Raw genomic sequence first — 14,025 nt, forward strand, 5'->3', positions numbered from 1 at the left:
CATCGCACGGCAGAAGACCAAGGCGGAGTGCCATATCAAACTTCTTGACATACCTCTCCGCATTATCGAAAAATACAGAGGGGAAGGCGAGGACGGAAGATTGTTTTACGTCCCGCAGACCTGTAACCTGTGCCGCAGCCTTAAAATCATAGCCGAACAGTGCGGTCTGGGATGTCACCTGACATTCTATCAGAAGCGCCATTCATTCGCTTGTCTTGCGCTCGCCAATGGCGTATCGATGGAAATTATAGCTCGTATGCTTGGACACTCCGACATTCGTACCACCAAGATCTATGCAAAAGTAATAGACAAATCCATCGCGGAACAGATAGGTGGTTTAGCTGCTAAATTCGGTTCTCAAAAATAATCATACATCATAAAATAGCATAATCCACCCCGGCCGCGTTTCCGCAGTCGGGGTGGATTGTGTCTAATCATCAGTTCTGAATGGCGGCAGATAGTGGCGTTGCAGAAATTGCTCGATTTCTTTCTCGTCGTACAGTATCTTGCCGGGGAGATCGTAATATCCAAACTCGCCTTTAGCCCGATAGTTGGCAAGCGTCCGCCTACTCACGTTGAGAATATCCCCAAGCTGTCTGTCCGTGATGTATCGCCCGTGATTGTAATCTCCGCATAGCTCGTCAATGTCGCGTATTCCGTCATCGAGTCTGTCAAGGGCGTGGAATATACGGGCGATTTCATCACCGGATATAGCCTGAAAGTTATCCGCCATCCTTTCTGTATGACTGGGAGATGAAACGTTCAATTTCTTTAAGCGGATACATCACCTTGCCGTCAATGATGGTGTAGCCGATTTTGCCGGAGGAGCGTAGCGACTGCAACGACCGTTTCCCGCGATGGAGAAGTCTTTGCGCCCTTTCATTGTCAACCCTGTTGCCGAGTGGATGGCAGCCGAGATTGCCCATTGCCATTTCAATCTTCGCCGAATACTCAGTTATCCGTGTTACAATGGCATTGAATATGGCGCGTTCAATAAGAATGTAGTCCATAACATTTCTGAAAATAATATTAAACATATACTGTTCGCCCGGCTTGATAGCCATGTCCGGGACTGTTCTGCCTGAATCATTTGAACCGGCATATAAATTGTGTTCAGGCATCGTTCCGGATCTAAGCCTTGTCACATACGTCTGTCGCCGGACAGCTATTTACACACCTACTTGTGTCTGTCGACATTGGTCGACAGTCATAGCCGGATGTTGCAACGTTGAAATGTTGGTACATTATGATGTTGGAACATTGTAACGTTGCTATGTTGCAACATTATTACGCTGGCACTCTGCGATATGCAGACAGGGATGGATATTTGTCTGTATGCGGATGTCTCATCATCACTCTGCCGCCGTCAGCATTTGTGCCTCTGTGCAAGTAGAACGACCCCGATACTCAAAAAGATTTCTGATTGTCAGGCAGTTCCCAACTTTTCCAATATATTTCTCAACTTTTCCCAACTTTTTTATTTCGATAGCCATTGTTCCTGCGGTATATGTTATAGAAATGTACGTATGTCACGCAGAAAGTCGCAGGAAGTAACGCGCATTTATATCAAGGATGCCCGGCAAGAACCGGCGCTCGGCTTCCTTTCATTGCGTCAGACATAATATGACAGTGTACTGATTTTTGCGTTGTACTCTAATTCAATCTTCTGATTATCCGTTCGGATGTTCACATGAACATGGCAAGGTATGTTATGAGGCACGCAAAATTCAATTAGTGCCTCATAACCCTTGCAATGTTTAGTGTTGCGATTACTCCAAAGTCGTAATCACCATTAAGAAACATGCGGTTGGCAGATTCCAGCCATACTACTAAAATATACCCCATGAAACAAGAAAATAAGAAATCTGGCAACCGTCCAAAATTGATGCAACAACTTTTCGTTGCTCAGTAAACTTCAATGCCACCGAAGAGGCAACCCTCATGGCAATGCACAAACAATCTGGAGTAGCATCACTATCATCATTTATGAATATGCAGCTTTTTGGGCAAGACTTTCAAGGTTCATCATATTGATGACAATACACGTATCTTCATTGATAAGCTTTCCTCTCTCAACGCCCATTACCGAACTATAGGTGCAGAATATGACTCAGTCGTGAAGCAAATCCGCCAACACTTCACTGAATTACGACGTAATCGCTGAATACCGATTTAATCAATTCAACATGAAGCAAAAGAAAGCAATGCATGCTCTCTATAAACTGGAACAAGCCATCATCGCGCTCGTAAAAGAGAACCGCCAGATTGTCTCTCTCGCCAACGACTTTGATTCATATTGGCGAGAAAAAGACCGGGAATAGCTCCCTACACATCTGGAATGCAATATGTTTTACAGCATGATCCTTTGTTAATCCAAGAATTATTACTAACCTTGCAAATAACATCAAGAAATTGTCCCTATGATAATAGACTCAATAGATATAGAGAACGACCGTATCAATCGTTTAAAAGTAGTTTTGGCAGAGAAAAACAAGAAAGGTAAATGGCTCGCCGAGCAATTAGGCAAGAATGAAGCCACAGTTTCTCGATGGTGCTCAAATACAGCTCAACCGTCTCTTGAGATGCTCGTCAAGATTGCTAAAATACTGAATGTAGAAGCAAAAGACCTTATTAATTGATGAAAATCACAAAACTAATCTTTTTGCAATATGGGTTGCAACAATATAAACGCTTCAATCAGAAATAAATGACTTCTCCGTCACAATTAATTAGAACATGAGTTTTATCGACAACATAAAAGAAGAAATTCAATCAACATATATCATCGGTACGTTTCATCGAGAGGGCTCTCGTGGCTACTTTGATGACCTACGCGGAACTGCTGGTGAACGCATTGAGGACTTTGATGGCAAACCTATCGAAGCAAAGATCTATATCCCACGCACAGACCTTACCGAAAATGAATTTTATGAATTTGACTGGAGCATAGAGGGTGATTCTGAAGCGAATTATTCTTTTGTATGCACCGGAAATATCAGAGAAGTCGATAAGTCGCAGATGCTGCAAGTCCGTCTTGATGAGAAGAAGGGACAGAGGGGAACTATTCGCAAAGATGCAAATCAGAATCAGGAAATGATTAATCGCGAAGTTACTGGTGCTCCCCATACATACATTTATGAATTACTTCAGAACTCCAACGATTACCCCCGTAAGGATATAAACAATAATAAGATTCCTGTTGAAGTAAAATTTATCTTAACTGAAAACTATCTGTTTTTAGTTCATTCAGGAGCTCCTTTCAACCTTAAAAATATTGCCGCGATTTGTACTGTTAATGAGGGCGAAAAACGAGATAATACCGAAACAATCGGCTACAAAGGCATGGGCTTTAAGTCCGTCTTTGTAAATAACGATTATGTATTCTTGAGCTCAGGCGGTTGGAATTTAAGGTTCGATGAAAAGGAGATCAATAAGCCCGGAGGATATAAGAGGAACTGGCAGTATATGCCCATTCCAACATCGATGGATGAAGTTGATGATGAGATAAAATCTGTCTTTAACAGCATACCCTCTGGCATGAACGTCTTCTTTGCTTTACGTCACATCAGAGATGCAAGAGAGAACGAGCCAAATCTTGAGAAGGTATTTTCGGATGACCAAATTCTTGTGTTCATTCCACATGTAGATCACGTTGATGTTGTAATTGATGGAGACACTGCCTTTAGTGTCTCCAAAGACAGGGAGAAATGGATAATTAAAGACGATCTCCATATTCCTGTGGGCGATGATTATAAAGAAATCCTTGAGAAAAGTATAAAAGAAGGGAATAAGATACCCGAAAAATTCCAGAAGATAGAAAAGATTTCTATCTCGTTTGCAGTGCGACGAGATGGCAATAAGATTGTTCCTATTGAGGACGCTAAGATATATAATTATCTTCCCACAGAACAGAGACTTCATGTCCCCTTCTTGTTAAATGCTGATTTTGTACCAGATGCTTCACGAAAGAGTATCCCTGACTTAGAATGGAACATTAAACTTCTTGAGGATGCCGGAAAAGAATTTGCAAGTTGGTGGGTTTCTTTATTGGAAGAAGGTAATGGGTATGATTTAGGCTCCGTATTTGATATATTACCCGAATTTAAGGATGTGGATCCCTATCGGAACGCCTTCATGAGAGGATTTGTAGCTCAAATTGTAAAGCTTCCCTGCATCCCGGTTGATGACAACGGAGTATATCGCATAGTTTCAATAGATAGAATAATATCTGAGACTCGCGACTTCATCATATCTGAGAAGCCCGTTATGTCTGATAAGGACTTCTATCAAGTATGTAATAAGTCAACTTTGTGGAATTTGTATCTCCCTCATCCTGATATCAGGCTGAATGAAAATGCCCAAAAACTGATATCTCGCTTTTCCAGCAATTCTACTATCCTGAATAAGGACGATTATGTCCAAATTTCATGCAATACCAAGTTCAAGGAATGGCTGTCTGAATCCACGGAAAATGCAATAAGATATTATGATTTCTTATTTCGCAGCTCTCTAATTCATTATCAACTTGAATGTAACGATTCTATTTTCCTTGCAGAGGATATGACGATATCTTCAGGTAAATCAATATTTCTAAATATTGATGAGGCTCTGGAGTATCTTTACATGTTCGAGGATAAATTGCCTCGTCTAAATGTAAAAGTTAGAGAGGCCATGTGCGAACAATTCTCTCGTATTTCAACTGCATTCAAACCATACAATTCTGTCGATGAGGCTGATAAATTGGCGAGTGAATTTGATCTTGCTAATTACGCCAAACGCATTCGGACAAAAGATGACAGTGTAAACTTCCTTGGTTTCCTTGCCACAGCGAGTGGTAATGGCAGGACATATACAAAAGGGATTCCATCTACGATGCCTATATACTTGAATAATGGTGAAGTGGTTGAAGGAACTGCAAACCTATATGTTCAAGATGATTTTGGTGATGAGCTTAGACAACAAGCGTGGGTTGACTCCGCGTGGATTCATTTCATTCATAGTACTTACGTTTCTGATTATTGGGAGGCTCTGACCGTTTTCATGACAAAGAACTCTATTGTTCCAATTTCAGCTAAAATAGCTTGGGATGAAATCATCTCCCCTGAAGAACGGTTAGAGTATATAATAGGGTCAATAAACGAGAAAGAAACGAATATCGCATTCTATAATTTTCTCCAAAAAATTGAAAAAGAGATAATTTTAGATAGCGAATTAAAATCGAAACTGGTTATCTTTGCCAATGATGGAACGGACGAGGAACTGGTTCCTCTTTCTATGCAATTATATTGGGAAGATGATAATTGGAGAAACTTTCTTTATGAGAAATGGCTTCCTAAACAATCATGTTGGGTAGTTGATGATGAATACCTCTCGACGTTTGTAGGTAAGGAACGAGAGGCTATGCGTAAATTTTTCACATCAAAATTTATTGCCAACAAATTCTCTGTCTCAGATTTTTTCAATAAATGCCTGAATGGATGCTGGTCAGAGATAATTCAGTTGATTGATACCAAAGAGATTAGTTTTGAGTTCCTTAAATTCTTGTTTGACCATCGTAATGAGATAGCAGGAAGTTTTAAGAGTGAACGGTTCGGCGAAATACCATTGTTTTATGAAGGAGAAGATGATGGTAATGCAATGGATGACTTCTTATCAGACGTTACTGTATATCAGCATTCTGATGAGATAGATGTATTATGTGACGAGCCTTGGTTTGATAACACTCAGCTCACTGTCTTGGACGACATTTATCGTCCGCTGTTTGAAAGCAAAGACGGGCGTGACTATTTTGATAAAGTAGGTATCAAGTTTTTTGATTTGATTTCTTACTTAAGGGATATGGTAATTGAAAATCTTGAGGATTATGACGAAACTTTATCAACTAAAAATAACAACCTGTTGTTCCACCGATACTTTGGCAAAATTTACACAAAATTTACCAAAGAGGATATTGACACCCTTAAACAAGCTTCAATATTTGTATCGTCACCTGAATCTTCAGATGGCGTATTATGTGATAAATCAGACGATCATTATTTGCCGTCAGGTTTGCTCACAAACATAATCAAAGAAGATATAGTCCCCATTAGATTGCTTGATTCTGTCCATCCGGATTACTGTCAGTCAGATTTGGATCGAGAGTATTTATTGTCATTGGGTAATTGTGAGTTAGCTGAGGATAATTTCCTTGAATATATCGGTGGAGATTCTAATCGTGAAGCAGTAAAGGAGTATATAACGATTGATAAAGCCCGTAATATTCGATTCTGGCGATGGATAGTAGATTTTACGTCAGATGAATCCGAGTTAAGGAAACTGAGAGGTCTTCCGATTCTAACTTCTCTTGATACTTTCGAGACGGATGGTAAACGAATGTATTCTGCCGAGGATTTCACAATTGCTAACAATACTCATGAATTGATCTCAGACTTCATCGAGAATCCGTTGTTCGTTTCAGATCGCTATCTTGAAGATGGTAATCCTCGAAATTGGAGACCATTATTTGTTTCCCTCGGTATAAATATAACCGCAAAATATATCATCTTAAATAAGCTTGTTCCTAATCTGGCTAACTATAAGCGAAAGAATGTTGTCTTTTATCTGGCGCCGTATGTAAATGATATAACGCAATGGATAAATGATAATGATGAGGTTCGGCTTAAGCAATTAGAAGACTTATATTTGCTTTGTGAAGATGGAATTTATCGCAAAGTGAAGGAGACACTTGTGTCCGGTTCCTTTGTGGGACTTTCCACATCCGTTTATCCTGAAATTGTTATCAATAATCTGGTATCAGACTTATATATTGAGGAATGCAACGATAATGGCAGGTTAAAAGATAATGTCATTAAGTTAATCGTTGAGATTAGTAGGCGCTTTAGCAAGCTAAGAAGTGACGCGAGAGTTTATAGGAATACTAAGATTCGATTCTTCATTGATAATCAGGATCAATTCTTGTCTTCAACTGACCATTATAAAATCATTGCAACATTGGCTGATGATTATCGCAAAGATGGAGAGGACGATGAATTTAAGAAACTCTTTGACGGAAAGAAGATTATACTTTATACTACAAGAGGGAATCAAGTAGAGAGTGATAAGTTGTACTTAAGCAGCAAATATCAGCCTCTATGCGATTTTATGAAGTATGAAGTCAATACTCTTTCATTTGTAAGTGAAGAATACGCCGAATATGGTGATATTAAAAACTTGAGGAAATTCTTCATTTGGCAACTTGGAGTGCGTAATGATTTTTCAGAAGGGACTATAGGATGTCTTGAAAATGAAAAATTTTCAAGATACTTCTGGCGTGAATTTCTTGTAGCCACTAATAGCGGGCAATATTCACTTCAATATGATTCCATTTTAACGGCGCAGACACTGTATAATGTAAGATGCATACCAACTAAATCGGGAAACAAGCGTCCTGGATTCTTGTATGATTCAAGAATAGACGAATTGTGTAAGATGGTTGCAGCAATTGGCAAGAAAGACTCTAACTTACCTGATGTCACTATCCCCAAAGGCTATCTCATAGGGCTAAAGGGTGCCTTAACGTTTGAAGATTGTCTTCTCTATCTAAAGACGGAGAATCCTGCATTCCGTGAGATTGTCTATAAAACAATGATTAAATTTGCAACTGATCATCCTGAACAATTTGCTGCATGGATAAAGCAGGGATATGTAACAAACTTTAGAGAAGAAGCGCGGTGGTATTGTGGTAAAAAGAGTTGGGAACCCATCAAAAATCTTGTTGCACTTAAATGGGCGGAAAACCATAGTATCTTAAAAGATAATTTTGGTTTTAGCAAATTAGTCATTTCCAAGATGCCATCTGGAAAAGATGACTATAACAAGCTGTGTGAAATCTTGCAGATTAGAATATTGACAAATGATGACTTTGGCCACACTTACGATGACAAGAGTGAAATCGACCATTTGGCAATAGAAGAGATAACAAAGAGATTGTTATATTTGTCGTATAGACATAACCCTGAAACTTGGGAAGAGGAATTTAAAACAATTCAGAAAGAATTAGCCGATACAGATATACGAATTTGTAATTCAATATCATATTTTTGGACTGAGAATGATGCTCTCTCAGCTGATTTGCTGACATACACTGAAGAATTGAATACTCTTTGGTATGTGGGGAATTGGAATGGAGCTGCATTTGGTGATATTATCGAATGGATTGTAAAGAAATTCCCATTCTTAAAAGCGTTCGATTTTAATGTCATCAAGACTTGTTTCTACAAGGATTTTAAGGTCATACTTAAAGAGATAGATAAGTTGCCTACTAATTTCCTTAATTATCTAAGCGAAGATGATAAGGAAGGGTTGTCTGTTGATGATTATGATGAAGCTCAAATCAATACGGATGTAGAACAATTGGCTGCAAATGATGAGGACGACTCCTCTAATGAAAATAATTCGAAACTTGGTTCTGAAGAAAAAGAACCTGAAAAGAATCCAAATTCGTCAGAAAATACTGATTATTCAAAAACAGGAGATTATCATGATGACCATCGAGAGGAGGATAATGGGCATAATCATCATACTGAAAATGATGGTCACTCAAGCAACAATGGTAACTCTCATAATGAATCAGATGAAAGCGATCCTGGGGATTTCAAGAAACAGAGCTATGAGCGTTGGGAAAGGGACGCAAAGAAGCAACCTGTTGCGCCCAAATCTGACCAGCCTTTAGTAAAAGACGAAGGGGCTACTTTCGATCCAGAGGAAACGCCCAAAACTGATCCTGAATACGGAGATGCTTATGATTCGTCAGCAAGAAGCGGTAACGATTACGGTGATAATCGCAATACTCGCTCGAATACTGGAAATCAAGAGTTAAGAAAGGCTAAAGAACAAGAACGTACTGCTCGTGAAAAGTTGAGCCGTCGTGAAATGTTGAATAGAGTGCCCAAATATACTCTTGAATGGTTTAACTATCGGCTTGATGTTTGTTTGGAGGACCAGAAGTCATATTCGGCAAGAGAAGTTACATTAGATTTCCATGATTGGTGTAAAATTAATCCGGATCAGAATCTGTATCGCCTAATATCTCCAGACGGGTATATACCTATGTCATTCGCTGATTACAATAACCAAATAGTTTCAGTAATCACTAATGGCAAACGCTATCAGGTAGATGCGAGAGTCATTGAGGCTGATGAAACCGGTGTAGACTTAATCTGCTCAACCGATTTAGGCAACCCAATGGAAGGAAGAAGAATTCAGATTCAAGCCACAAGTATGGGCGGATTTACAGACCATCTTGTATCTCGTTTCAGAAAGCTACAGAATAACTACACGATGGCGTCAAATCTGAGAACGATGTTGCCTGATAACATTAGTTTTATCTATGGTCCTCCCGGAACGGGCAAGACATATCAACTTGTCAAGACCATTTCGGATTTAATCAGAACAAATTATAAGATTAATATTCTGGTCTTAACACCTACAAACAGGGCTGCTGATGAAATAGCGGAAAGGCTGTGTACTGATACGTTTGCAGGAGAGTATACATCAAGATACGGTGTAACCGAAAGTCGCATCTTGGCAGAGGAACATTATGGCTGTCTAAAAAACAGACATAATATGGATATGTCTTTAAATAAAAATGTCATAATAACGACAATAGCCAGATATCCGTATGATACCGTCCGGAAAGGACAATTCTCTGAAAATATATTTGATCTGAAATGGGATTACATTATTGTTGATGAAGCCTCAATGATTGATGTAATCGACATTACTCTCTTATTATTAAATAAGAAAGCGGATAAATTTATCATTGCTGGTGATCCAAATCAGATTAGACCAATAACTCCTCACGATATTGAAGAATGCAATATCTATGATATGGTAGGCTTGTCAAGTTTCAAGCTTGCAAAGGAGAATACTTTCAAATATCCGGTAACTGCATTGGATACGCAATACAGATCAGTTCCTCAAATAGGTGGAATGGTAAGTAAGTTCTGCTATGATGGGCTTTTAAAGACTAATCCCAACAGAACTAAGCAAAAGCCATTGAATCTAAAAGGACTAAATGTAGAAACCGCAAATGCCATTGGTTTCAACGTTGAAATGCTAAGTTATTTATATGGCTGGAACAAAGTTGATAATTCCCCGGTGCATGTATATTCGGCGATTTTCGCATATGAATTTGCAGCTTATATCGCAAAAGAAATCTCAAAAAATCATCCGACCATAGACTATACTATCGGAATTGTGACTCCTTATGGAAAGCAGAAAGAAGCCATAAAGCAATTGCTTGAGCAAAAAGATATTAGTACGCAAAACTGTAAGGTAAAATGTGGTACTGCTCATTCTTTCCAAGGAGGAGAGTGTGATATTATGATTGTCGTAATGAATTATCCTGACATATATTCAGGATGCAGCACACACATAAACAACAAGAACATAATGAACGTGGCTATGAGTCGCGCAAGGGATTATCTTTTCTTCTTATGGCCCGAGGTCAAGCCCGAACATAAGAGTAAAACGAACGCCGATAAATTGCCGTATATCATGAACCAGCAAATTGGGCGCTTGTTGCCTGCTGGTTTTAAGCAACTCCATGCGTTTGACATTGAAGAGATAATTTTTGGCGATAAAACTTTTATTGCTAAAAATAGCGGCTCGCGTTGTCATATGCCTGTAAATGTTTCGGCTGCATCTGATAAACGATATGAGATTCGACTTAGCGATACCGCTCTTGATATTCAGATTAACGATTAAAGAATGATGACGATTGACGATATAAAGGCACTGATTGCTTCTGATGAGTCGCGGACTCTGGAGCTGAAAAAGACTACCGGCGAACTGAAAGACGGTATGCACGCTGCGTGTGCGTTTCTCAATACCGAGGGCGGATGGCTGATTTTCGGTGTCGCGCCGAAGTCGCTGAAGATTGTCGGGCAACAAGTAACCGATGATACCAAGCGAGAGATTGCGCAGTCTCTTGCGGGACTGGAGCCGGCTTACGATATTCCACCAATTTATGTCGATGTGCCCGAATATCCGGGTAACAAAGTGATTGCTTTCCATTTTGATGGTTGGGAATGGGGAGAGAAACCTTATACTTTCCGTGGCAGACCGTACTACAAGATTGAGAGTACTACCAAGATTATGCCTCGTGATATGTATGATGAGCGGATTCGCATTCATGAACCTCATTCATACTCATGGGAGTCGCTTCCGGCAAGGGGTGTCAGCTTTTCTGATTTGAACCGTGACAGGATTCTTGGTTGCATCAGGCTTGGTGTGGAAGGCGGACGAATCCCGGAGTCGGCTCTGACAGCTCCGATTGAGGACACATTGGCAAAATGGAAACTGACTGTCAATGGAGCGCCGACCAATGGTGCGGCTATGCTTTTCTCCAATAACATTTACCCTTACGATAACTTCCAGTTAAGATTGGCGCGTTTCCTCGGCAATGATAAACTCGAATTCATCGACAATCAACGTGTTGAAGGAAACTTCTTCGACCTCCTTGACGCAGGTATGGCTTTCCTCTTCAAGCATCTTAATCTCAGCGGTAAGATCACGAACAGAAGCCTTATGAGAGAGGAGCGTCTTGAAGTACCTGTGAGCGCATTGAGAGAAGCTCTAATCAATGCCTTGGCACATCGCCAATGGGAGAAGGCTAATCTGACAATCAGTATCGCTGTCTATGATGACCGCGTTGAGATAGCCAACCCCGGCATACTTCCACCCAAAATTACAGCCGAAACTATCAAAGATTCGCATGAGTCATACCCATATAATCGGAATATGGCACACGCCCTCTACCGCTCAACCTTCCTTGAAAGCTGGGGCAGCGGCATCCGCCGCATCATCGAAGCCTGCCGCGAGCAAGGCGTTGAAGAACCCTCCTGGCGTTGGGATGGAGGATTCGTGTATGTTACCTTCAAACGACCTGTAAAAGACGATTCAAGTACCGTTCAAGTGCCGTCCAAGGAAGATGACAAACCGTTCAACTACCGCCCAACTACCGCTCAACCACCGGCTAAGGACGACCTAAGTACGACCCAAGCACGACCCAAGTACGACCCAAGTACGACCCAAGTATCCCAATTGATTAAATTGATGGGTGAAGACTACATGTCTCTCAAAGATATAATGTTATTATTCAATTTAAATAGTGTCAAACGATTTAGAGAGAATTATCTCACCCCGGCCCTATCGGATGGTGCCATCGAGCGACTTTATCCAGATCAACTCAAGCACCCCAAACAGAAATATCGTCTGACCGAGGTCGCTAAAGAGTGGAAATCCGCTAACAAGAATTCATAAACATAGAAAAATGTCAACAAGGAATATAGATAAGCTAGATTTGCTTTTGTCGAAGCTCGATAAGAAACAACTTGCTGATTTCATCAGAAAAGAATGTTGCAACAGTAAACAGCTTCAAGATAGGTTTCTCGCGCTTGGAGCGGGGACGCTGTTTAAACCGGATTCGGCAAAATATGCTTCACGGGTTGAGGATTTGATAGAGGATTATTCGGACCGACATGGCTACATTGAATATCGGGCCACCTTCGATTTTAATCGTGCTGTGACTCGCATTCTTGATGAGGCGGATGAGGCAATGGAAAATGTCCAATGGGAGGTTGCTGTGGCCGTGCTCATGGGAATTGCTTCAATTTCTGAGGATATTCTCAACAGTGGTGATGACAGTGCCGGAGAATTAGGCGCTATAGTTAGTGCTTGCTTTGAAAAATGGCATATACTATGTGATGATGAGTTGCTCCCGGAAAATCTTAAATCTGAAATTTTTGATCTCGCGCTTTCGCGCTTTAAGGACAAAGATCTCGAAGGATGGGATTGGTGGTGGGATTGGATTGAAATGGCAATCACACTTGCTGATACTCCTGAAAAACAGGATATGGTAGTCAAGGCTCTGGATGCCATCAAGTCCAATGATGATGACGATAATTGGAGCGCAAAACATAATGCTGAGATGGCACAGAAATACAAACTTGAAATAATGTCACGGCGAGGCAGTGAGGAAGATCAAATCAAGTTTATGTATGACAATGTGTCTAATCCGGATTTTCGTAAGAGGCTTATTCAAATTGTATGGGATAAGGCAGATTATGACGAGGTGCTCAGGCTTGCCAAAGAAGGAGTAAATCATGATGCCGATTATGCCGGACTTGTCACCGATTGGCATAGATGGGAGTATAGGGTCTATCAACAGATCGGAGACAGAGATAATAAACTCAAGTTGGCCCGACATTTCTTTTTCAATGGTGGCAGATGGGGAGAAAAGGAATTTTATATGGATTCGATGTATTCCGTACTTAAGTCTCTTGTTCCTCAAAACGAATGGCCAAGCTATGTAACTTCATTGATAGCCGAGACGCAGAAGAAAAAAGCATTTCCTCGGCTCCTCTACATTTATACACAGGAGAAAATGTGGTCGGAGTATATGGACTATATACGAAAGGATCCATCTATTTACGAAATTGATGAAGCACCCAATGAAGTTAAAAAGCTATTCAGAGAGGAAATAATCAAATTGTATGCTGCTGACGTTAGAAATTACTTTCAAAGAGCCTCCAGTCGCGATTCATACCGTAATGGTGTCGCATATATAAGAAAGCTTATCAGATATGGAGGGTCAAAGGAGGCGGAGCAGATTGTAATAGAACAGAAATCACGTACTCCACGCAGGCCTGCGTTGATAGATGAGTTATCAAAACTCTAGGTTTTGATTTACTTTAACTATGTGATGGCACTAATCAGACTCAGAAATTCGTTATATTTGCAGTTGACAAGTGAGAGGACTTGCGAGTGATTCGGGCTTCGGCGGAGCAGAGCGATGCAATGCGCCTCGGGAGCGGATGTTGGAGATGCTGGGAGCAAGCAAGAGAAATCTTTGATTTACAGGATATATTTCAAGTGGAGTTTCCCAAGTGGGACCACCTTTTAAAGGTCAAGCAGTTACGAATCCAATCGTAGCTGCTTTTTCTTTTGTCTTGAACACAAATCCGAACCAAACCCAAAAAGGTT

10 protein-coding genes are annotated in these 14,025 nt (G+C 40.5%); 8 read left to right on the forward strand and 2 right to left on the reverse strand.

Going from position 1 to position 14,025, the window contains the following annotated elements:
* Positions 1–367 (forward strand): site-specific integrase (locus NSB03_RS18095; protein ID WP_257466560.1); only part of this gene is annotated, 367 nt, incomplete at its 5' end.
* 63 nt (positions 368–430) lie between these two features.
* Here NSB03_RS18095 and NSB03_RS18100 read toward each other — a convergent pair.
* The gene (locus tag NSB03_RS18100; protein WP_024988524.1) at positions 431–733 is read right to left on the reverse strand and encodes a helix-turn-helix domain-containing protein; all 303 of its coding nucleotides are present in this window, start codon (positions 731–733) and stop codon (positions 431–433) included.
* Positions 723–1,121, reverse strand: coding sequence for a helix-turn-helix domain-containing protein (locus tag NSB03_RS18105; RefSeq protein ID WP_024988523.1), 399 nt, complete (start codon positions 1,119–1,121; stop codon positions 723–725). Before NSB03_RS18105 ends, NSB03_RS18100 begins: the two co-directional genes overlap by 11 nt.
* A gap of 760 nt (positions 1,122–1,881) precedes the next feature.
* Between NSB03_RS18105 and NSB03_RS20925 the strand changes: the two genes are divergently transcribed.
* From NSB03_RS20925 to NSB03_RS18130, 7 genes are all read left to right on the forward strand, one after another.
* Complete coding sequence (locus tag NSB03_RS20925) at positions 1,882–2,034, forward strand: plasmid mobilization protein (RefSeq protein WP_371826236.1); 153 nt, start codon at positions 1,882–1,884, stop codon at positions 2,032–2,034.
* Entirely contained in the window at positions 2,003–2,164 is a 162-nt protein-coding gene (locus tag NSB03_RS20930) for a plasmid mobilization protein (protein ID WP_371826235.1), read from the forward strand. Before NSB03_RS20925 ends, NSB03_RS20930 begins: the two co-directional genes overlap by 32 nt.
* A gap of 22 nt (positions 2,165–2,186) precedes the next feature.
* A complete protein-coding gene (locus NSB03_RS18110; protein ID WP_220702001.1) occupies positions 2,187–2,321 on the forward strand; it encodes a hypothetical protein in 135 nt (44 codons plus the stop codon).
* 99 nt (positions 2,322–2,420) lie between these two features.
* Entirely contained in the window at positions 2,421–2,639 is a 219-nt protein-coding gene (locus NSB03_RS18115; RefSeq protein ID WP_128824484.1) for a helix-turn-helix transcriptional regulator, read from the forward strand.
* Between the two features lie 97 nt (positions 2,640–2,736).
* Positions 2,737–10,746, forward strand: coding sequence for an AAA domain-containing protein (locus NSB03_RS18120; RefSeq protein WP_257466561.1), 8,010 nt, complete (start codon positions 2,737–2,739; stop codon positions 10,744–10,746).
* A gap of 3 nt (positions 10,747–10,749) precedes the next feature.
* Entirely contained in the window at positions 10,750–12,303 is a 1,554-nt protein-coding gene (locus NSB03_RS18125; RefSeq protein ID WP_257466562.1) for an ATP-binding protein, read from the forward strand.
* Positions 12,304–12,313: 10 nt separating this feature from the next.
* Positions 12,314–13,720: a hypothetical protein gene (locus NSB03_RS18130; protein WP_024988519.1), complete on the forward strand. Its 1,407-nt coding sequence runs from the start codon at positions 12,314–12,316 to the stop codon at positions 13,718–13,720.
* The last annotated feature ends 305 nt before the right edge of the window (positions 13,721–14,025 follow it).

It is taken from the genome of Bacteroides acidifaciens, assembly GCF_024623065.1.
GTDB classification, from domain to species: domain Bacteria; phylum Bacteroidota; class Bacteroidia; order Bacteroidales; family Bacteroidaceae; genus Bacteroides; species Bacteroides acidifaciens.

Bases quoted from the DNA above. Each gene is read 5' to 3' on its own strand.
- NSB03_RS18100 (WP_024988524.1), bottom strand. From the start codon at position 733: ATGGCGGATAACTTTCAGGCTATATCCGGTGATGAAATCGCCCGTATA.
- NSB03_RS18105 (WP_024988523.1), bottom strand. From the start codon at position 1,121: ATGCCTGAACACAATTTATATGCCGGTTCAAATGATTCAGGCAGAACA.
- NSB03_RS18110 (WP_220702001.1), top strand. From the start codon at position 2,187: ATGAAGCAAAAGAAAGCAATGCATGCTCTCTATAAACTGGAACAAGCC.
- NSB03_RS18115 (WP_128824484.1), top strand. From the start codon at position 2,421: ATGATAATAGACTCAATAGATATAGAGAACGACCGTATCAATCGTTTA.
- NSB03_RS18120 (WP_257466561.1), top strand. From the start codon at position 2,737: ATGAGTTTTATCGACAACATAAAAGAAGAAATTCAATCAACATATATC.
- NSB03_RS18125 (WP_257466562.1), top strand. From the start codon at position 10,750: ATGATGACGATTGACGATATAAAGGCACTGATTGCTTCTGATGAGTCG.
- NSB03_RS18130 (WP_024988519.1), top strand. From the start codon at position 12,314: ATGTCAACAAGGAATATAGATAAGCTAGATTTGCTTTTGTCGAAGCTC.